The 20602-nt window shown below is 67.4% G+C and carries 17 protein-coding genes; 9 read left to right on the top strand and 8 right to left on the bottom strand.

The genetic code is table 11. The features are described 5' to 3' along the window. Positions 1-188 precede the first annotated feature (188 nt). Genes A9310_RS15990 through A9310_RS16010 form a run of 5 tightly spaced genes read left to right on the top strand, consistent with a single transcriptional unit; the run spans position 189 to position 5728 of the window. Positions 189-1952: a nitrite/sulfite reductase gene (locus A9310_RS15990; RefSeq protein WP_065631471.1), complete on the top strand. Its 1764-nt coding sequence runs from the start codon at positions 189-191 to the stop codon at positions 1950-1952. Further along, positions 1949-2728, top strand: coding sequence for a phosphoadenylyl-sulfate reductase (locus tag A9310_RS15995; RefSeq protein WP_065631472.1), 780 nt, complete (start codon positions 1949-1951; stop codon positions 2726-2728). The genes A9310_RS15990 and A9310_RS15995 overlap by 4 nt, the downstream gene beginning before the upstream one ends. Then, positions 2710-3699: a sulfate adenylyltransferase subunit CysD gene (cysD, locus tag A9310_RS16000; RefSeq protein ID WP_175401149.1), complete on the top strand. Its 990-nt coding sequence runs from the start codon at positions 2710-2712 to the stop codon at positions 3697-3699. The genes A9310_RS15995 and cysD overlap by 19 nt, the downstream gene beginning before the upstream one ends. Then, positions 3699-4994, top strand: coding sequence for a sulfate adenylyltransferase subunit 1 (locus A9310_RS16005; protein ID WP_065631474.1), 1296 nt, complete (start codon positions 3699-3701; stop codon positions 4992-4994). Before cysD ends, A9310_RS16005 begins: the two co-directional genes overlap by 1 nt. Then, positions 4991-5728 (top strand): sirohydrochlorin chelatase, encoded by a 738-nt coding sequence (locus tag A9310_RS16010; protein ID WP_065631475.1) that lies wholly within the window; start codon positions 4991-4993, stop codon positions 5726-5728. Before A9310_RS16005 ends, A9310_RS16010 begins: the two co-directional genes overlap by 4 nt. A gap of 423 nt (positions 5729-6151) precedes the next feature. On the opposite strand, the gene A9310_RS16015 is transcribed toward A9310_RS16010, so the two are convergent. Then, positions 6152-6352 carry a hypothetical protein gene (locus A9310_RS16015; protein WP_055475487.1) on the bottom strand — a complete coding sequence of 67 codons (201 nt, stop codon included), beginning with the start codon at positions 6350-6352 and terminating at the stop codon, positions 6152-6154. 151 nt (positions 6353-6503) lie between these two features. On the opposite strand from A9310_RS16015, the gene A9310_RS16020 reads away from it, so the two are divergent. Beyond that, entirely contained in the window at positions 6504-8510 is a 2007-nt protein-coding gene (locus tag A9310_RS16020; RefSeq protein WP_065631487.1) for a glycoside hydrolase family 15 protein, read from the top strand. Positions 8511-8531: 21 nt separating this feature from the next. On the opposite strand, the gene A9310_RS16025 is transcribed toward A9310_RS16020, so the two are convergent. The 3 genes from A9310_RS16025 to lepA are packed head-to-tail and all read right to left on the bottom strand — an operon-like array spanning position 8532 to position 13394. Continuing rightward, the gene (locus tag A9310_RS16025; protein ID WP_055475488.1) at positions 8532-9443 is read right to left on the bottom strand and encodes a cation diffusion facilitator family transporter; all 912 of its coding nucleotides are present in this window, start codon (positions 9441-9443) and stop codon (positions 8532-8534) included. Positions 9444-9456: 13 nt separating this feature from the next. Next, entirely contained in the window at positions 9457-11505 is a 2049-nt protein-coding gene (locus A9310_RS16030) for a M3 family metallopeptidase (protein WP_065631488.1), read from the bottom strand. A gap of 32 nt (positions 11506-11537) precedes the next feature. Then, entirely contained in the window at positions 11538-13394 is a 1857-nt protein-coding gene (gene lepA / locus A9310_RS16035) for a translation elongation factor 4 (protein WP_083207408.1), read from the bottom strand. A gap of 183 nt (positions 13395-13577) precedes the next feature. On the opposite strand from lepA, the gene A9310_RS16045 reads away from it, so the two are divergent. Then, entirely contained in the window at positions 13578-14264 is a 687-nt protein-coding gene (locus tag A9310_RS16045) for an alpha/beta fold hydrolase (RefSeq protein WP_065631477.1), read from the top strand. Beyond that, a complete protein-coding gene (locus A9310_RS16050; protein WP_065631478.1) occupies positions 14261-14686 on the top strand; it encodes a type II toxin-antitoxin system PemK/MazF family toxin in 426 nt (141 codons plus the stop codon). Before A9310_RS16045 ends, A9310_RS16050 begins: the two co-directional genes overlap by 4 nt. A 16-nt stretch (positions 14687-14702) precedes the next feature. Here A9310_RS16050 and A9310_RS16055 read toward each other — a convergent pair whose 3' ends face one another. The 4 genes from A9310_RS16055 to A9310_RS16070 form a co-directional block, all read right to left on the bottom strand. Continuing rightward, positions 14703-15551, bottom strand: a complete 849-nt coding sequence (locus tag A9310_RS16055) for a transglutaminase family protein (RefSeq protein WP_065631479.1) — start codon at positions 15549-15551, stop codon at positions 14703-14705. Continuing rightward, positions 15548-16525, bottom strand: a complete 978-nt coding sequence (locus A9310_RS16060; RefSeq protein WP_058252096.1) for an alpha-E domain-containing protein — start codon at positions 16523-16525, stop codon at positions 15548-15550. The genes A9310_RS16055 and A9310_RS16060 overlap by 4 nt, the downstream gene beginning before the upstream one ends. After that, on the bottom strand, positions 16522-18423 hold the full coding sequence (locus A9310_RS16065; RefSeq protein ID WP_065631480.1) for a circularly permuted type 2 ATP-grasp protein: 1902 nt from the start codon (positions 18421-18423) through the stop codon (positions 16522-16524). Before A9310_RS16065 ends, A9310_RS16060 begins: the two co-directional genes overlap by 4 nt. A gap of 92 nt (positions 18424-18515) precedes the next feature. Beyond that, positions 18516-19688, bottom strand: coding sequence for a hypothetical protein (locus A9310_RS16070; RefSeq protein WP_065631481.1), 1173 nt, complete (start codon positions 19686-19688; stop codon positions 18516-18518). Positions 19689-19926: 238 nt separating this feature from the next. Here A9310_RS16070 and rpsT point away from each other — a divergent pair, with 238 nt between their 5' ends. After that, the gene (rpsT, locus tag A9310_RS16075; RefSeq protein WP_004023072.1) at positions 19927-20187 is read left to right on the top strand and encodes a 30S ribosomal protein S20; all 261 of its coding nucleotides are present in this window, start codon (positions 19927-19929) and stop codon (positions 20185-20187) included. The last annotated feature ends 415 nt before the right edge of the window (positions 20188-20602 follow it).

The raw sequence follows: 20602 nt of genomic DNA on the forward strand, positions 1-20602 counted from the left end.
GTGATTTTCCCCGGGGTGTGGCTCGCAGCTCGCCGCCACATTGATCTCAAGCGCGTCAACAGCGCTTTCTGTCGCATCTAGCGACGTCTCGGCCCCGATTTGTCCCCGATTCCCTGGGGATGCCGGCACGTTTCAGCCCGTAACTCGTGCAACGAACGCCGGCCCTGTGCGCCGGCACAGGAGAGTTCATGACGTCCACCACCGACGCCCCCGCCGCTTCCGGTCCGGGTGCACCGAACGACGCTGCCGCTGCAGAGCCGGCCGCCGCGAAGCCCGCGCGCCCGGCCCGCAAGGCCCGTCCGACCAAGCGCCGCGCCGAGGGTCAGTGGAAGCTCGGTTATCGCGAGCCGCTGAACCCGAACGAGCAGGTCAAGAAGGACGACAACCCGCTCAACGTGCGTGCGCGCATCGAGAACATCTATTCCAAGCAGGGTTTCGACTCGATCGACAAACAGGACCTGCGCGGCCGGATGCGCTGGTGGGGTCTCTACACCCAGCGCGCCGAGGGTTACGACGGCACCTGGACCGGCGACGAGAACATCGACATCCTCGAAGACAGCCACTTCATGATGCGGGTGCGCTGCGACGGCGGTGCGCTCAACGTCGCTCAGCTGCGCACCCTCGGTGAGATCTCCACCGAGTTCGCCCGCGACACCGCCGACCTCTCCGACCGGGAGAACGTCCAGTACCACTGGATCCGCATCGAGGACGTCCCGACCATCTGGGAGCGCCTCGAGGGCGTGGGGCTGCAGACCACCGAGGCCTGCGGCGACTGCCCCCGCGTCGTGCTGGGTTCGCCGCTCGCCGGCGAGTCCCTCGACGAGGTCCTCGACCCCACCCCGGCCATCGACGAGATCGTGCGCCGCTACATCGGCGACCCGAAGTACTCGAACCTGCCGCGCAAGTTCAAGACCGCGATCTCGGGCCAGCAGGACGTGGTCCACGAGATCAACGACGTAGCGTTCGTCGGCGTCGTGCATCCCGAGCACGGCCCCGGACTCGACCTCTGGGTCGGCGGCGGACTGTCCACCAACCCGATGCTCGCCCAGCGCGTCGGCGCCTGGGTGCCGCTCGACGAAGTGCCCGACGTCTGGGAGGCCGTGGTCTCGATCTTCCGCGACTACGGGTACCGGCGTCTGCGCGCCAAGGCGCGGCTGAAGTTCCTCGTCAAGGACTGGGGCATCGAGAAGTTCCGCCAGGTGCTCGAGGACGAGTACCTGGGTCGCAAGCTGATCGACGGCCCGGCGCCGGAGAAGCCCGAGCGCCCGATCGACCACATCGGTGTGCAGAAGCTGAGCAACGGGCTCAACGCGATCGGCTTCTCCCCCATCGCCGGTCGCGTCTCGGGCACGATCCTGACCAAGACCGCCGACGCGGTCGCCGAGGCCGGTTCCGACCGTGTGCGCTTCACCCCGTACCAGAAGCTGATCGTCCTCGACGTCCCCGACGACAAGGTCGAGTGGCTGATCGACGAGCTCAAGCCGCTCGGCCTGCACGGCCGGCCCACGCGGTGGCGCCGGAACCTGCTGGCGTGCAGCGGCATCGAGTTCTGCAAGCTGTCGTTCACCGAGACCCGCAAGCGCTCGCAGGTCCTCGCCCCGGAACTGGACGAGCGGCTGGCCGACATCAACGCGAAGCTCGACGTGCCGATCACGGTGAACATCAACGGCTGCCCCAACTCCTGCGGACGGTCGCAGATCGCCGACATCGGCTTCAAGGGACAGCTCGTCGAGGACGCCGACGGCAACCAGACCGACGGCTTCCAGGTCCACCTCGGCGGCAGCCTGGGCCTGGACTCGGGTTTCGGTCGCAAGTTGCGCCAGCACAAGGTGCTGGGCACCGAACTGGGCGACTACATCGAACGCGTGGTCCGCAACTTCGTCGACCAACGCGAAGAGGGTGAACGGTTCGCGCAGTGGGCCGTTCGTGCCGATGAGGAGGCGCTGCGATGACCATCGAGACCACCACCCGTACGGGCCGGCGCTTCAGCGAGGACCAGCTGCGGGACATCGCCGAGAAGGGTGCTGCGGACCTCGGTTCCGACGCCACCCCGGAGGAATTGATCCGCTGGACCGCGCAGACCTTCGGCACCAACTTCGTCGTCGCGTCCAACATGCAGGACGCGGCCCTGGTCGACCTCGCAGTGAAGAACATCGACCGTGAGCTCCTCGACGGCGACCCGGTCAAGGTGCTCTTCCTCGACACCGGATACCACTTCGCCGAGACCATCGGCAGCCGCGACGCCGTCGAGCAGGTCTATAACCATTCTGCCCCTCGCTTCGCTCGACCGGGCGTGGAGATGGTGAACCTGACCCCCGAGCACAGCGTCGCCGAGCAGGACGAGCTGTTGGGGCGCAACCTCTTCGCGCGCGACCCGGGCGAATGCTGCCGACTGCGGAAGGTCGTGCCGCTCAAGGCCGGGCTCGCCGGGTACGACGCGTGGATCACGGGCATCCGTCGTGTGGAGGCACCGACTCGGGCCAACGCCCCGCTCATCTCCTTCGACGAGGGCTTCGGACTGGTCAAGATCAATCCGATCGCGGCCTGGTCCGACGAGACCATGCAGGATTACATCGACACCAACGGCGTGCTGGTGAATCCGCTCGTCGACGAGGGATATCCCTCCATCGGGTGCGCACCGTGCACCGCCAAACCCGAACCCGGATCCGATCCGCGCAGCGGCCGCTGGGCCGGTCGCGCCAAGACAGAATGTGGGCTGCACGCATGACCGTGACCGAAACACCGTCCGTTCCGGCGACGCCCGGCGTCGTCGCTGCCCAGACGGGCGGCGCCGCCGCGGAGGCCGACGAGTTCACCACACTCGACGCCCTGGAGTCCGAGGCGATCCACATCTTCCGCGAGGTCGCGGGCGAGTTCGAGCGGCCGGTGATCCTGTTCTCCGGCGGCAAGGACTCCACCGTGCTCCTGCACGTCGCGCTCAAGGCGTTCTGGCCTGCGCCCCTGCCCTTCTCGCTGCTGCACGTCGACACCGGGCACAACCTGCCCGAGGTCCTCGAGTTCCGTGACCAGGTCGTGGAACGGCACAACCTGCGGCTGCACGTGGCCAAGGTGGAGGACTACCTCGCCGACGGTCGGCTCACCGAGCGCCCCGACGGAGTCCGCAACCCGCTGCAGACCATCCCCCTGCTCGACGCGATCACCGAGAACCGTTTCGACGCGGTGTTCGGCGGCGGTCGCCGCGACGAGGAGCGGTCGCGCGCCAAGGAGCGGATCTTCTCGCTGCGCAACGCCTTCGGCCAGTGGGACCCGAAGCGACAGCGCCCCGAGCTGTGGAACCTCTACAACGGCCGCCACGCCCCGGGCGAGCACGTGCGGGTGTTCCCGCTGTCGAACTGGACCGAGCTCGACATCTGGCGCTACATCGCTCGCGAGCAGGTGCTCCTCCCGTCGATCTACTACGCCCACGAGCGCGAGGTCTACCAGCGCGACGGCATGTGGATGACCTCGGGAGTCTGGGGCGGTCCCCGCGAAGGCGAAGAGGTGCAGCGCCTCTCGGTGCGCTACCGCACCGTCGGCGACGGCTCCTCGACCGGCGCGGTCCTCTCCGACGCCACGGACAACGAGGCCGTACTCGCCGAGGTCGCCGCGTCGCGGCTGACCGAGCGTGGCGCCACCCGTGGCGACGACCGGGTCTCCGAGGCCGCCATGGAAGACCGTAAGCGCGAAGGATATTTCTGATGAAGCACGCTCCTGATCTCCTCCGCATCGCGACCGCGGGCAGTGTCGACGACGGTAAGTCCACGCTCGTGGGCCGCCTGCTGTACGACACGAAATCCGTTCTGGCCGACCAGATCGACGCGGTCACGAAGGCGTCGGTGGACCGCGGTCTCGACACCCCGGACCTGTCGCTGCTCGTCGACGGGCTGCGGGCCGAGCGCGAACAGGGCATCACCATCGATGTCGCCTACCGCTACTTCGCCACTCCCGCGCGCTCGTTCGTGCTCGCCGACACCCCCGGGCACGTCCAGTACACCCGCAACACGGTGTCGGGTGCGTCGACCGCGCAGCTGGTGATCCTGCTCGTCGACGCCCGCACCGGCGTCGTCGCCCAGACCCGCCGCCATGCCGCGGTGATGGCCCTGCTCGGCGTGCCCCAGCTGGTGCTCGCGGTCAACAAGATCGACCTCGTCACCGATCAGGCGTCGGTGTTCGCCGAGATCTCCGCTGAATTCGCCGAACTCACCCGATCGCTGGGCTGGTCCGACGAGCAGGTCACCGCGATCCCGGTGTCGGCGCTGCACGGCGACAACGTGGCCCACCGCTCGGAGACGACCTCCTTCTACGACGGGCCCACACTCATCGAGCATCTCGAGACCGTGCCCAATCTGGTGGAGCGCAACGACGTCGGCCTGCGATTCCCGGTCCAGTACGTCATCCGTCCCCGCACGCCGGAACACCCCGACTACCGCGGTTACGCGGGTCAGATCGCCGCCGGCCGGGTCTCCGTCGGCGACGAGGTGGTCGTCCTGCCGTCGGGGCAGCGGACCACCGTCAGCCAGATCGACACCGCCGACGGCGAATTGCCCACCGCGCACACCGGACGCAGTGTCACGATCCTGCTGGCAGACGACGTCGACATCTCGCGCGGTGACCTCATCGCCGCCGCCGCTGACGCCCCGGAACCGTTGCAGCAGTTCAGCGCAACGGTCTGCTGGCTCGCCGAGAAGCCCCTGCGCCCGGGCGCTCGCCTGCTCCTCAAGCACGGCACCAAGACCACCCAGGCGATCGTCGGCGCCCTCGACGCGCTGTTCGACGAGCAGAACCTCGCCCTGATGGAGGCTCCGGAGTCGGTGGAGCTCAACCAGATCGTGCGGATCTCGGTGCAGACCGCCGAGCCGATCCCGGCCGACGACTACCAGGTCAACCGGGAGTCGGGCAGCTTCCTGCTCATCGACCCGCAGGGCGGGAACACGCTGGCCGCAGGCCTCGTGGGCGACGCCTTGGCGCCGCTCCATCTCAAAGAGTTGGTGTGACACCGACTCTCGTCCTCGCCGCACACGGCAGTCGCGATCCGCGCTTCGGCGCGACCGCGCGCCGTGTGCGGAACGCCGTCGCGTCGAGCCTGCCCGGTGTCGAGGTGGTGCTCTCCTATCTCGACCTCGACGAGCCACTCGTGGGCGACGTTCTCGGACAGCTGGGCGGGTCGGATTCGCCGCACCACGGTCCCGTCGTCGTACCGATGCTGCTGTCGGCGGGGTACCACCACAAGATCGACCTACCGTCGATCATCGCGTCGCGACGACCGACCGCCCGGCAGACCGACGTCATGGGGACCCGGTCGTTGGCCGGGGCACTGGCGGACCGTCTGATCGAGGCCGGCCTGGGCCCGCACGACGGTGTGATCCTGTCCGCGGTCGGGTCCTCCGACCCGGCCGCCGATCGTTCGGTGCGCCTACGGGCGATCGAACTCTCGACACGGCTCCACCGGCCGGTCGAGGTGGTCTTCGCGACCAAGCTGGGGCCGCACGATCGCGCCGTCGTCTCGGCCGTGCGCCGACTCCGCGCCGGCGGTGCCCGACGTATCGCGGTGAGTCCGTACTTCCTGTCGGCCGGACTGCTCACCGAGCGGGTCGAGTCGGTTCTCGACGCCCTGGTCGACGACACCCTCGTCGCCGGTCCCCTCGGCACCCATCCGGACGTCATCGAGGCGATCGGGTCGCTCTACCGCACGGCGGCGGATCAACGAGCTGTCCCCGCCGGACATTGAACCGTCAGTTCGCCGCGCTGTGGGTCCCTAGGGAAACCCACAACCCCTGCTCCCTAATGCGGAAAGAAGCGACCCCCATTGCTCCCTGAGGTGCGAGGAGCGATAGCGACGAAGCCACGAAGGGTCTGGGCGACCGGGGTTGCGAAGACCCTTCGTGACGCTCGCAAGCTCGCTCCTCAGGGAGCAGTAAAGTGGGCGCACCCTAAGGCGCAGCGAGTTCGTCATACTGCGCAGGGGCCGGAACACCACCCGCTCCCTGAGGAGGCCCGGAGCCTGCGGAGGGCCGTCACGAAGGGTTGCCGAACCCACAGATCAACCGGTGACGACCAGCTTGGGACGCTCAGCCCGTGACAAGCCAGGCGATGATGACCAGGACCAGCAGCGCCAGCAGCGCGAAGGTGACCGGCGAGCGCAGTATCTTCTTCACAATCCGGTCCCGTCGTCGTCAGCGAAGCGGCGTCGGTCGACCAGCGTGGCAGCGGCGTCGACCAGCAAACTGAGCACGTAGGCGATGAGGATCGCCACCGGGATCACGACGGCGACGGTCACCAGCAACTGGGGCACGAAGGACAGGCCCGTGAGCCACTCCTCCACGCTGTCCCACCAGTCGAAGAACGCCGACACCTCATCACCCCGTCATCTGTGCATTCGTTCCCGCGGGCAGCCGTATATCCGTCCGCGGCATCTGCGTCACTCCGAGTCCGTGATCACCGCCACTGTCTCGCTCACGGGAGCCGAGTGGCGTCGGCGAGAACCCGTCGCAATGATGGAACTCATGTCTGTCGCAGATGACTCCACCGTAACGTCCCTGCCGACCGTGCCGCCGCGGGCATCCGGGACCGCGGCCGACGCCGACGTCTCCCCGGCGGCTCCTCCGGCTCCGTCGCACACGAGCGCCTTCCCGCCGATCGGCGACTACGCGTTCCTGTCCGACACCGAGACCAACTGTCTCATCGCGCGCAACGGCTCCATCGAGTGGATGTGCATACCCCGGCCCGATTCACCGAGCGTCTTCGGCGCCATCCTCGACCGTAGTGCCGGCCACTTCCGACTGGCGCCCTACGGCGTGAACGTCCCGGTGGATCGGCGCTACCTGCCCGGCAGCCTGATGGTCGAGACCACCTGGCAGACCGACACCGGCTGGATCATCGTCCGTGACGCACTGGTCATGGGTCCGTGGCACGACAACGAACGTCGTTCGAAGACGCACCGCCGGACACCCACCGACTGGGACGCCGAACACATCCTGCTGCGCACCGTGCGCTGCGTGTCCGGCACCGTCGAACTGCACATGAGTTGCGAACCTGCCTTCGACTACCACCGCGGGACGACGAAGTGGGAGTACTCGGGCCCGGCCTACGGCGAGGCGATCGCACAGGCCAAGGACACCGATGCCGACACGCCCACCCTGAAACTCACCACGGACCTCCGGCTGGGTCTGGAAGGTCGCGAAGCGCGGGCACGTACCCGGCTCGTCGAAGGCGACAACCGCTTCGTCGCACTCAGCTGGTCCCGGCAGCCGACGCCGCAGAACTTCGAGGAAGCCGCCCAGAAGATGTGGGCGACAAGCGAGTCGTGGCGGCAATGGATCAACATCGGCAGCTTCCCCGATCATCCGTGGCGCTCACATCTGCAGCGTTCGGCCCTCACGCTGAAGGGACTCACCTACTCCCCGACCGGCGCGCTGCTCGCCGCCGCGACCACGTCGCTGCCGGAAACGCCTCAGGGCGAACGCAACTGGGACTACCGATATGCGTGGGTGCGTGACTCGACCTTCGCCCTGTGGGGTCTGTACACGCTCGGTCTCGACCGCGAGGCCGACGACTTCTTCTCCTTCATCGCCGATGTCTCGGGAATCACCAACGGTGAACGTCATCCGCTGCAGGTGATGTACGGCGTCGGCGGCGAACGCACCCTGGAAGAGGAAGAGCTGACCCATCTCTCGGGCTACGACGGCGCACGGCCGGTCCGTATCGGCAACGGCGCGTACAACCAGGCACAGCACGACATCTGGGGCACGATGCTCGACTCGGTGTACCTCAACATCAAATCGCACGAAGCGGTGCCGGAGACGCTGTGGCCCGTGTTGAAGGCCCAGGTCGAAGAAGCGATCAAGCACTGGAAGGACCCCGACCGCGGCATCTGGGAGGTGCGTGGGGAGCCGCAGCATTTCACGTCGTCGAAGGTGATGTGCTGGGTCGCGCTCGACCGCGGGTCACGCCTCGCGACGATGCACGGCGAGCAGGCGCACGCGCGCGAATGGGCGGCGATCGCGGAGGAGATCAGGGCCGACGTCCTGGCGCACGGGGTCAACGAGCGCGGGGTGTTCACCCAGCGCTACGGCGGCGACGCACTCGATGCCTCGTTACTACTCGTCCCGCTGCTGCGATTCCTGCCGCCGGACGACCCCCGGGTGCGCGCAACGGTTCTCGCGATCGCCGACGAACTCACCGAGAACGAACTGGTGCTCCGCTACCGGGTCGAGGAGACCGACGACGGCCTCAGCGGCGAAGAGGGTACGTTCACCATCTGCTCGTTCTGGCTGGTGTCGGCCCTCGTCGAGATCGGCGAACTGCCACGGGCGAAGACGCTGTGTGAACGATTGCTGTCCTACTCGAGCCCGCTCAAGCTGTACGCCGAGGAGATCGACGCCAAGACCGGACAGCACCTCGGCAACTTCCCGCAGGCGTTCACCCACCTCGCCCTCATCAACGCGGTGATGCATGTGATCCGCGCCGAGGAAGCCGCCCACCAGGCCACCTTCCAGCCGGCGAATCACTGAGCACGACGAGCCGAAACGCGCTCAGTCCAACCGCCAGTCCTCGTAGGCGCGTGGGTCGTTGATCGGTTCGACATGCAGGGTCACGGTGAGATCGTCGACCGCGGCGCGGAGTTCGTCCTCGATCGTCTCGGCCAGATCGTGCGCGCGCTGCACCGACCAGTCACCGGGGACGAGCATGTGCAACTGGACGAACCGTTCATGGCCGGCCTCCCGCGTGCGGACGTCGTGGAAGTCGATCCGGTCGGCGCGGTGACGCGCGAGGACGGCGTCGATCGCGGCGCGCAGGTCGTCGGGCAGCGCCGAGTCCATCAGTCCCGCACCGGATCGCCAGACCAACCGTCCGCCCACGACGAGGATGTTGGCAGCCACCGCGATGGCGATCAGCGGGTCGAGCGGCAGCCAGCCGGTCACGGCGACCAGGAACACACCGACCACCACGCCGGCCGTCGTCCACACGTCGGTCATGAGATGCCGGCCGTCGGCTTCGAGGGTCAGCGACCGATGACGTCGACCGGCGCGGATGAGCACCCAGCCGACGACCGCGTTGACCACCGTCGCGCCCACCGAGATCGCCAGTCCCATGCCGACTTCGTCCAGTTCCTCCGGGTGGAGCAGGCGGTCGACGGCCGTCGCGACGATGACGACCGCCGCGACGACGATCATCACCCCCTCGAACACCGCCGAGAGGTACTCCGCCTTGGTGTGCCCGAAGTTGTGGCTCCGATCCGGTGGCTTCGCCGCCACCCGCAGCGCGACGAACGCACCGATCGCCGCAACGAGGTTGACGGTGGACTCCAGCGCGTCGGAGAGCAGACCGACCGAGCCGGTGACTCGCCACGCGATCAGTTTGAGACCGATCACGACGATCGCGGTCACGATGCTCAGCACCGCGAACGCCGACAGGTCCCGGCGCGGGGTGCGCGTCGTCGTCATGACCGGGACCCGATCAGGCCGCGAGCCCCCGGCGCCGCAGCAGCGGTTCGATACGCGGCCGGCGACCGATCAGGCCCTCATGTGCGACAAGCGGATCCACGCTGTCTCCGCGGGAGAGAGTGGCGTCGGCGAACCGGCGGCCGTTCTCGCGACGCAACCCGCCCTCGGCGAGGAACCACTGCTCGGTCTCGGCGTCGAGTACCTCCGACCAGATGTAGCTGTAGTACCCGGCGGAGTAGCCGCCACCGAAGATGTGGTTGAAGTACGAGCTCCGGTAGCGCGGCGGGATCAGCTCGGTGTGCAATCCCGCGTCGGTGAGCGCCTGCGCCTCGAAGGCCTCGACGTCGGCCACCGCCTCGGCCTCTGCCACCGACAACCGGTGCCAGGCCAGGTCCAGCGAGGATGCGGCGAGGTATTCGATGGTGCCGTGCGCGGATTCGGCTCCCGCCGAGTCCCGCGCCGCATCGGCGAGCTCGGCCGGGATCGGCTCTCCGGTCTCGTGATGCCGGGCGTAGTTCGCCAGCACGTCCGGGTGCAGCGCCCACATCTCGTTCACCTGCGACGGGAACTCGACGAAGTCCCGCGGTACCGACGTCCCGGATTGCGACGGATACTCCACCGAGGACAACAACCCGTGCAGGGCGTGCCCGAACTCGTGGAAGAGCGTGGTGAGCTGATCCATCGTGAGCAGACACGGTTGTCCGGCATCGGGTTTGGTCAGGTTCAGCACGTTCACGATGATCGGCTGGGTGTGCAGGACCGACGACTGGTCGACGATGTTGTTCATCCACGCCCCGCCGCGTTTCGACGGCCGGGCGAAGAAGTCGCCGAGGAAGAGCCCGATACCGACGCCCGCGTCGTCGCGTACCTCCCAGGCGCGCACATCCGGGTGGTACAGCGGGAGATCGGTGATCTCCCGAAAGGTCAGGCCGTACAGCTTGTTCGCGGCGAAGAAGACACCCCGGGTCAGCACCGCGTCCAGTTCGCAGTAGTTCGCGAAGTCGTCGAGCGGCACCGCCGAGTGCGACCGCTTCTCCCGATCGAGCCAGAAGGTGAGATCGGCGGGGCCGATCGGCGCGTCACCCGCGAACTCGGTGAGCCGGGTGAGTTCTCGGCCACCGGCACGCATGGCCGAGGAGTTGAGCTCGCGCAGCATGTCGTCGACGGCCCCCGGGTCCGGCGCCGTCTGCTCGGCGATCACGTATTCGGCGTGGTCCCGGTAGCCGAGCATCTCTGCTCGGCGTGCCCGCAGGCGGACGATCTCGAGGACCAGTTCCCGGGTGTCGTGTTCGTTGCCTCGGGCGCACCGCCCCACCGACGCATCGAACACCCGCCGGCGCACATCGGCATTCGTCAATTTGGTGAGCACCGACTGGCTCGTCGGAAGTTCGAGTGTGACGAGGTATCCGCTGTCGTGCCCGGCCTCGCCGGCGGCACGGCGGGCGGCGGCGATCTGTCCGGCCGACAGACCGTCGAGTTCGGCGGCATCGTCGACGAGCACCGCCGAATCGTTGGTGTCGTCGAGGATCTTCTGGGAGAACGTCGTCGTGAGATAGGCCAGGCGAGAAGCGATCTCCCGCATCTCACGCTGTGCGTCGGGGTCCAGTCCGGCTCCGGCGCGGACCGATTCCCGGTACCGCTTGTCGAGCAACCGGCGCTGGGCTTCGGTGAGATCGAGTTCGTCGGCGCGCGAATGGAGGTCGGAGATCCGTTCGAAGAGAACCGGATTCATCGCGATCGCGTTCGCATGATCGGTCAGGAGCGTCGACAGCTCCTGGGAGATCGCGTTGCGTCTGGGGTTCGTGTCGGGCCCGACGAGGTTGAAGAAGATCCCCGACGCCCGGGCCAGGTCGCGCCCCGACAACTCCAGGGCCTCGATCGTGTTGGCGAAGGTCGGTGCCGCGGGGTCGGCCGCGATCGCCTCCACCTCGGCCACATGCGACGCCATCGCTTCGGTGAACGCCGGCAGGAAGTCGTCGTCGGAGATCGACGCGAAGTCGGGGAGGTCGTAGGGCAGGCCGCTTTGCGCCAGTACCGGATTGGTGCCCTGCGCTGCGGTCATCGTCTCCCCACTCCCGGTCTGCCCGTCGCCCATCACTTCCCCTTCGGCCTGTCACCCACCGCGTCGGTGGAGAGCGCGGCCACGAAGGCCTCTTGCGGGACCTCGACGCGGCCGATGGTCTTCATCCGCTTCTTGCCCTCTTTCTGCTTCTCGAGCAGTTTGCGCTTACGGCTGATGTCGCCGCCGTAGCACTTCGCGAGCACATCCTTGCGGATGGCTCGGATGTTCTCGCGCGCAATGATCTTCGAGCCGACGGCGGCCTGCACCGGAACCTCGAACTGCTGGCGCGGGATGAGCTCCTTGAGCTTGATCGCCATCCGGTTGCCGTAGGCATAGGCGGCGTCCTTGTGGACGATCGCACTGAACGCGTCGACGGCCTCGCCCTGGAGCAGGATGTCGACCTTCACCAGATCGGCTTCCTGCTCGCCCGCCTCCTCGTAGTCGAGGCTGGCATAGCCACGCGTCCGCGACTTCAAGGCGTCGAAGAAGTCGAAGATGATCTCGGCCATGGGCAGCGTGTACCGCAGTTCCACGCGCGTCTCCGACAGGTAGTCCATCCCGCCGAGCTCACCTCGACGCGACTGACACAGCTCCATGATCGCGCCGATGAACTCGCTCGGCGCGATCACGGTGGTCTTGACGATGGGTTCGTAGATGTGCCGGGTCTTGCCTTCCGGCCAGTCCGACGGGTTGGTCACCACATGCTCCGAACCGTCTTCCATGACCACCCGGTAGACGACGTTCGGGGCCGTCGAGATCAGGTCGAGGTTGAACTCGCGCTCGAGACGCTCGCGGGTGATCTCCATGTGCAGCAGACCGAGGAAGCCGCAGCGGAAGCCGAAGCCGAGCGCGACCGAGGTCTCCGGCTCGAAGGTCAGGGCGGCGTCGTTGAGTTGCAGCTTCTCGAGCGCCTCACGCAGCACCGGGTAGTCGGAGCCGTCGAGCGGGTACAGCCCCGAGTAGACCATCGGGCGCGGCTCGCGGTACCCCGTCAGCGCCTGCTCGGCACCCCGGCGGGCAGTGGTGACGGTGTCACCGACCTTCGACTGGCGAACGTCCTTCACACCCGTGATCAGGTAACCGACCTCGCCGACACCCAGCCCCGTGGTCGGCTTCGGTTCCGGGGACACGATGCCCACCTCGAGCAGCTCGTGCGTCGTGCCGGTCGACATCATCAGGATCTTCTCCCGCGGCACGATCTTGCCGTCGACGACCCGGACGTAGGTGACCACGCCGCGATAGGTGTCGTACACCGAGTCGAAGATCATCGCCCGCGCCGGGGCGTCGGAGTCGCCCACCGGAGCCGGCACCTTCCGGATGACCTCGTCGAGCAGCTCGGTGACCCCGACGCCGGTCTTGCCCGACACACGCAGAACTTCTTCCGGCTCGCAACCCACGATGTGCGCGAGTTCGGCAGCGTAGCGCTCGGGGTCGGCCGCGGGCAGGTCGATCTTGTTGAGCACCGGGATGATGGTGAGGTCGTTCTCCATCGCCAGATACAGGTTGGCGAGGGTCTGGGCCTCGATGCCCTGCGCGGCGTCGACGAGCAGGACAGCTCCCTCGCACGCTTCCAGAGCGCGGGACACCTCGTAGGTGAAGTCGACGTGCCCGGGGGTGTCGATGAGGTGCAGGACGTAGTCCTCGTCGCCCTCCGCCGACTTCACCGTCCAGGGCAGACGGACGTTCTGCGCCTTGATGGTGATGCCGCGCTCGCGCTCGATGTCCATTCGATCGAGGTACTGCGCCCGCATCTGCCGCTCTTCGACGACGCCGGTGAGCTGCAGCATCCGGTCTGCCAGCGTCGACTTGCCGTGGTCGATGTGGGCGATGATGCAGAAGTTCCGGATACGTGCCGGATCGGTGAAGGTGGTGTCGGCGAAGGTGGGAATGGAACTACTCCTCGAACGAGAACTTCGGTAGAGAACGGGTACGGATACGGGTTGTCCTCCAGTTTCTCATGAGCGGCCCGCGTGGCGCGTCCGGCCACGTCGCACCCTTCGAGACGGCCCTCCGCAGGCTCCGGGCCTCCTCAGGGATCGGAGAAGTCCGCGAGCACCTCCGAAGGCGCTACGGTGGCAGCCGTGTCCGCGTCCACCGTCACCACCATCGAGTCCGACGACGTCGCCGCCGAGGTACACCGCCCGGGGATCCCGGCACGTGCCACGCTCGTCCTCGCCCACGGCGCAGGCGGCAACCGCGACGCCGTGATCCTGCGTGCCCTGGCCGAGGAACTGTGCGACCGCGGGTTCGTCGTCGCCCGGATCGACCTGCCGTATCGACGGCGCCGGCCCAAGGGCCCGCCCAGCCCGTCCACCGCCGCCGCCGACCGGGACGGCATCCGTGCCGCGTGCGCAACGCTGCGCGCCGAGCTCGACGGGCCGTTGATCGTCGGTGGCCACTCCTATGGCGGGCGACAGTCCTCGATGGCCGTCGCCGAGGACGGAACAACTCTGGCCGACGGCCTGCTGCTGACGTCGTATCCGCTGCATCCGCCGGGCAAGCCCGACCGACTGCGCACCGAACACCTGCCGTCGATCACCGTCCCCACCCTGGTGGTCCACGGGAGCACCGACCCGTTCGGCACCACCGACGAGATGACCCGCGCGATCGGCCTCATCGACGCGCCGACACACATCGTCGAACTCGAAAAGGTCGGACACGACCTCAACCCGAAGAGAAAACCCACCGCAGCCCTCACCGCGGACGCGGTCGAGGACTTCCTGCTACCCCACATCTCCGGAGAGGACTCCTTACGGTGACCAGTCGCGATGCCCGGCCCGCACTTCGGCCGACAACCGATCTCGCCCGCACCATCAGCTACTCCCCCGACCTCGACGGCGACGCCGACCCCGGCGAGATCGTGTGGACCTGGGTCGCCTACGAGGACGACCCGAACCAGGGAAAGGACCGGCCGGTCCTGGTCGTCGGCCGAGACGCCCGGGCCGACCGGTCCGACACCGTGCTCGGGCTCATGCTGTCGAGCAAGGACCACCGGGATGACGGCAACTGGCTTCCCGTCGGGTCGGGCGCATGGGATTCCCAGGGCCGGCCGAGCTTCGTCCGCCTCGACCGCGTGCTCGTCGTCGACGACGACGGCATCCGCCGGGAAGGCGCGATCCTCGACCGCACGACGTTCGACGCCGTCGCGCAGGAACTCCGCGGGCACTACGGCTGGCGGTGACCCGGAGGACGGAATCCTAGGCGAGCCGGGTGATCTCGACGATGACGTCGAGGTCGGTCGCGCCGCCGCCGGTGTAGATGCCCTTCAGCGGCGACACATCGGCGTAGTCACGACCCACACCCACCGACACATGCTGCTCGGTGATCGGGGTGTCGTTGGTCGGGTCGTATCCCCACCAGCCGCCCGTCCACGCCTCGATCCAGGCGTGACTCTGACCCTGCACCGTCTTGTCGATCTCGGCGTCGGGTTCGGGATGGAGATACCCCGACACGTACCGGGCGGGAATGCCGAGCCCGCGGAGCATCAGCAGGGTGAGATGCGCGTAGTCCTGACACACGCCCTTGCGATCGGTCCACGCATCGACAGCCGTGGTGTGCACACCCGTCGTCCCTGGGACGTATTCCATCTCGGTGTAGATGAAGCGGCACACGGCCTCGACAGCCTCTTGGGGCGTCAGTCCCTTGGTGACCTTCTTCGCGGTCGAGAGCAGCTGCCTGTTACGGGCGACGAACTCCGTGTAGGACAGCATCTCGTCGTAGCGGTCCTTGATCGCCTCGCCGTTGATGTCGTCCCACGACACCTGGTCCTCCTCGTCGGGGCGTTGTCCGGCCTCGGTTTCGACGACCGACAGCCCCGAGACCTCGAGTTCGTTGTGCGGCGCGTGCAGATCGAAGGCGGTGACCGCGGTACCCCAGTAGTCGGTGTACCGGTAGGACCTGGTCGCCGGGACCGTCTCGACCCGGTTGACGATCACGTTCTGGCGGGCGTCGCTGCGCGGGGTGAGCCGAGCTTCGTTGTACGACGAGGTGACCGGACTGTGGTAGGCGAAACCCGTGGAATGGACAACACGCAGACGCCAGCTCACAGCTCACTCTCCTCGATGACATGCCCGTCGCTGACGCGGGCGTCGGCCCACGAGACATAGGGCGACACATGGAAATACTGCTTCGTGACCGCCTCGTTGACCGCGCGGCAGGTGTCCTGCAGGTCGACGAGCCGGTCCTGCAGATCGTCGAGCAACTTCCCGGGCTCGAGGAACTCGAGCGAACTGCGCGCGCGGCCCAGCAACAACTGCGCCTCGGCCTGGGCCCCGACCCGGCTCGGCCCACTCTCGAGCTGGCCCAGATTGCGCTCGGCGACGCTGAGGGCGTGGAAGATCGACCGTGGGAACAGCCGGTCGAGAAGCATGAACTCGACGATGTTCTCCGCGTCCAACACACCGCGGTAGGTCCGCAGGAAGGTGTCGTGCCCGCCGGCGGACACGAGGACGTTCACCCAGGCCGGCGACGTCGTCCGATCTCCGGCGCGGGACAGCAACATCCGGATGGTCATGTCGACCCGCTCCACCGACCGACCCAGCAACAGATATCGGTAGCCGTCGTCGTGGCTGAGGGTGGCGTCCGCGAGGCCCGCGAACATCGCCGCCCGGTTCTTCACGTACGACAGGAACTCGTGGGGACCGAGTCGACGCGAGCGCCGTTCGGCGCCGTCGAGTCCGTTGTAGGTGGTGTTCAGACATTCCCACAACTCGCTGGACGTGACTTCGCGTGCGCCACGGGCGTTTTCCCGCGCCGCCCGGATCAGGTCGACGATCGACCCCACCGCGTCGGCGTCGTAGGCAACGCGTTCGGTCAGCGACCAGACGTCGAGCTCGTCGTCGTCCTCCGGCGCGGTGAGCCCGAGCACCTGGATGATCAGGCGCGCCTGCCGGTCGACGTCGACCGTGGTGTCCTCGAGGATCTGGTGGATCGCGACATCGAGGATGCGCGCCATGTCGTCGGCGCGCTCGACGTATCTGCCGATCCAGTAGAGCGATTCGGCGTTACGCGCCAGCATCATCGGACATCACCGCTCTGCTGCTGTGTCATGTCGCCGGACGCGGTCGTCGAATTCGGTTGCGGCGTCATGCCACCCATCTGCTGCGTCCCACCCAACTGCTGCATCATGGAGCCCATCTGCTGCGTCCCACCCAACTGCTGCATCATCGAACCCTGCTGTTGCTGTTGAGTCTGCGTGTGCACCGGGTCGGGGGCGCTCTCCGCCGGCCGGGCGGCGGCGACACCGCTCGTCGTCACGACCTTCGCACCCGACAACTCCCGGTCCCCCTCGGATGTGCGCGAGGCCAGCACCCAGGTGTCCTTGGAACCGCCGCCCTGGCTCGAGTTGACGACGAGCGATCCCTCCGGCAGCGCCACCCGGGTCAGGCCGCCGGGCAGGACCCACACGGACTCACCGTCGTTGACCGCGAACGGACGCAGGTCAACATGGCGCGGCCGGATGGCGTCACCGATCTTCGTCGGCACCGTCGACAGCTGCACGACCGGCTGTGCGATCCACCCGCGCGGATCGTTGCGGACCTTGCGTGCCAGTGCGTCCAATTCGGCGCCGGTCGCGTCGGGGCCGAAGACGATGCCGTAACCGCCCGATCCCTCAACGGGTTTCACGACGAGTTCGTCGATGCGGTCGAGCACCTCCTCGCATTCGTCGGGCAGCCAGCAGCGTAGGGTGTCCACGTTCTGGAGACTCGGCTTCTCGCCGAGGTAGTACTGGATGATCTCCGGCACGTAGGTGTAGATCAGCTTGTCGTCGCCGACGCCGTTGCCGACCGCACTGGAGATCACCACGTTGCCCGCGCGCGCGGCGTTCAGCAGCCCCGCCACGCCGAGCATCGAATCCGGCCGGAACTGCATGGGATCCAGGAAGTCGTCGTCGATGCGGCGGTAGATGACGTCGACCCGCTGCTCCCCCTCGGTCGTGCGCATGTACACGACGTTGTCGCGGCAGAACAGGTCACGGCCCTCGACCAGCTCGACGCCCATCAGGCGTGCGAGGAGCGAGTGCTCGAAGTAGGCCGAGTTGGCCACGCCCGGGGTCAGCACGACGATGTTCGGGTCGGCCTCGTTGAACGCCGCCGACGCGCGTAGCGCGCGCAGGAGGTGGCTCGGGTAGTCGGCGACCGCACGCACCTTGTGTTTGGAGAACAGGTCCGGGAAGACGCGGGCCATCGCGCGCCGGTTCTCGAGCACATAGGAGACGCCCGACGGCGACCGCAGATTGTCCTCGAGGACCCGGAAGTCGCCGTTCTCGTCGCGGATCAGGTCGATACCCGCGACGTGGATGCGAACACCGTTGGGCGGCCGAATGTTTGCCGCCTGTCGATGAAAGTGCTCACAGGAGTGGACGAGTCGCTTKGGCAGTACCCCGTCGCGCAGGATCTCCTGCTCGCCGTAGATGTCGTCGAGGAAGAGTTCCAGCGCCTGTACGCGCTGGGTGATACCCGCCTCGAGCTTGTTCCACTCCGCCGCCGAGATCACCCGTGGCACAACATCCAACGGGAAGGGGCGTTCCTTGCCGGACAGCGAGAACGTCACACCCTGGTCGAGATAGGCACGCCCGAGGGCCTCCACACGGGCCTCCACGAGGTCGGACTGATCCTCGTCGGCCATGGCCTTGTAGATACCGCGGTACGGTGTCCGCACCTCGCCGGCGGCATCGAACATCTCGTCATAGGCCTTGCCGTACGGGCCTTTTGCGTACCCGCCGAAGTTGCCGGTGAAATTCTCCCCGGTGGTTGCGTCGCCCGCGCCCTTCGCCGACCGGCTGCCGGAACCGGAACCCTTGGTCGAACCGGACTTGGCGGAGGCCGTCCGTCCCGACGAGGTGGACGACGCCGCTTTCGCGGCTGCGGACTTACGCGCCGCCTTCTTGGCTGGCGCACTTGTCGATGCGGGGGTCATAAACTGCCATGGTGCTACAGAATGCCGAAATTGGCAGGACGTCGACCGGCCGTGTCATCGACGAAGCCGCACCGCCGTTCCGGGGCCACCGATCAGGATGATCGGCGCGCGGCGATCACCCGCCGCTTGACCCTGCGCACCACATTCGCCGCCCGCGTCCGCGCACGGGGTCCGACCTTGGGCAAGGGCGCCGCGAGCACCATCGCCGCGATCGTGTCGAGCGCGACGTCGAGCACCTCGCCGTCCGACGGCGGCGGCACGTCGCCGGCGTCGTGTTCGGGCGACACCACCAGATCGTCGAGGTCACCGACGACGTCGTAGCCGGCGTCGCGAACCGCCGCGACCATCCGCCGGGACTCACCCGCCGCCCACTCCCGGCTCTTGTCCGAGAGTCCCTGCGGCGGGCCGGACGGCGCCTCGAACAGGATCTCCCCGATCACCTGACCCTTGATGATCCGCTCGTATCGGCGCCACTCGATGACGTCCGGCTGCAGGCGGCGGTTGAGGCCGCGCAGGAATTCCGCCTGCGGCGCGGACAGCGAGCTGTTCAGGCTGGGGACCGGGATCCGCAGCGGGACCGGATCGATGTTCATCACGCGCAGGAACCGATCCCAGAGCGTGTCGCCCGACGCGGCCCCGCGGGGCGGCACCGTGACGATGTGGACGCGCTCGGGTCCGACGAAACGGGACCAGCGTTCCAAGATGCCGACGTAGTCCTGGAACTCCCAGAACGGCTCCTCGTCGACCTCGTCGGCGGGGGCATCGTCAGCGGGGGTACTGACGACAACGGGACCGCCGGTCCGGCGCCCCTCGGAAGCGAAGGCCACCGAATCCACGAACTCGTCGAACGACGCCCGGCGCTGGTTCTTCACGTTCTCCTGCCACACGGACGGGAGCTGGCGGCCGAGGTCGCGGACGGTCGCGATCACGTGGACCTCGTCGGCGAAGGACAGGTCGGCCATCAACCGTTCGATCTGGTCGACGGTCGCGGTGCTGTACAGCTCGTGCGACAGCAGCGAGACCTGCGGCCACGCCCGGATCTGACCGAGGAGCGTCGGCCAGGTGCCGGCGAAGGCGGGATCGACCCAGTCGAGGTATCGCTCCGGCTGCAGATGGACCGCGGCATGGAAGTGATCCGAGATCACGTTGCCCGGGTACAGCAGCCCGGAGGACTGCAACGCCAGGTCGCGGTTTCGCCAGAGTCGATCCTGGAGGTGTGTGGTCCCGGTCTTGGGAAGGCCGATGTGTACGTAAACGACGGACATGATGGGTCCACCGTAGACATAAGTTCACGATGATTCTTATCCGCCGACGCGGCGGCCCGTCGTTCCCGACGCACGGATTTTGGCGGGCTGACCCCGGCTGGTAATGTTGTGCGCTGTTGCGGTGACGCCGTGGAGATGCTTCACGCGCCGACGCCGCCCGGTGCGAGTTCAGCCCCAGGGCCGACCGCCCGACCCGAACAGACAGACATATCCACCAGCAACGACAGAGGTAACACGCGTGGCAAACATCAAGTCTCAGATCAAGCGCAATCGCACCAACGAAGCGAACCGCCAGCGCAACCAGTCGGTGAAGTCGGCCCTTCGTACCGCGATCCGCAGCTTCCGTGAGGCTGTCGAGTCCGGCGACAAGGCGAAGGCCGCCGAGCTCGGCCAGACCGCCAGCCGCAAGCTCGACAAGGCTGCCAGCAAGGGCGTCATCCACGCCAACCAGGCCGCCAACAAGAAGTCGGCCATCGCCCTCGCGGTCAACAAGCTCTGATCTGACGCCGACCCCGGTCGGTCCGACGGTTGATCCGTCGCCACATCTCCATACCTCGATCACCCCGGCAGCATCCACGCGGTTGCCGGGGTGATCGACGTTTCTGTCTGGCGCCCTACCGCTGGTTTCAGTGTCAGGGTTGTCTAGCCACTTCGGTGGTGGTTGGGTTCTGACCATCAGGCATCTGGCTCTACCGCTGGTTACCGCCCCTGGCTGTATTGGGCTGGTGTTGGCTCATTGTGCCGATGCCTGGTGTGTCAGGACCGGCCGGCGTGACTTGATAGGAGCGTGGCATCGCCCCGACTGAGATGTGTCCGCCGACCGGCCCGACTGTCGCCACTCCACTCTGACAGGAAGGCATCTTCCATGATCGTTATCGGTGCCGATGTGCACAAGCGCACGCACACCTTCGTCG

It is taken from the genome of Gordonia sp. UCD-TK1 (assembly GCF_001691435.1).
GTDB classification, from domain to species: Bacteria; Actinomycetota; Actinomycetes; order Mycobacteriales; family Mycobacteriaceae; genus Gordonia; species Gordonia hongkongensis.

Excerpts from the sequence above, each read along its gene's own strand:
- A9310_RS16070 (WP_065631481.1), bottom strand. The coding sequence starts at position 19,688 with ATGTCCGTCGTTTACGTACACATCGGCCTTCCCAAGACCGGGACCACA.
- A9310_RS16005 (WP_065631474.1), top strand. The coding sequence starts at position 3,699 with ATGAAGCACGCTCCTGATCTCCTCCGCATCGCGACCGCGGGCAGTGTC.
- A9310_RS16060 (WP_058252096.1), bottom strand. The coding sequence starts at position 16,525 with ATGATGCTGGCGCGTAACGCCGAATCGCTCTACTGGATCGGCAGATAC.
- A9310_RS15990 (WP_065631471.1), top strand. The coding sequence starts at position 189 with ATGACGTCCACCACCGACGCCCCCGCCGCTTCCGGTCCGGGTGCACCG.
- A9310_RS15995 (WP_065631472.1), top strand. The coding sequence starts at position 1,949 with ATGACCATCGAGACCACCACCCGTACGGGCCGGCGCTTCAGCGAGGAC.
- cysD (WP_175401149.1), top strand. The coding sequence starts at position 2,710 with ATGTGGGCTGCACGCATGACCGTGACCGAAACACCGTCCGTTCCGGCG.
- A9310_RS16020 (WP_065631487.1), top strand. The coding sequence starts at position 6,504 with ATGTCTGTCGCAGATGACTCCACCGTAACGTCCCTGCCGACCGTGCCG.
- A9310_RS16030 (WP_065631488.1), bottom strand. The coding sequence starts at position 11,505 with ATGACCGCAGCGCAGGGCACCAATCCGGTACTGGCGCAAAGCGGCCTG.
- A9310_RS16025 (WP_055475488.1), bottom strand. The coding sequence starts at position 9,443 with ATGACGACGACGCGCACCCCGCGCCGGGACCTGTCGGCGTTCGCGGTG.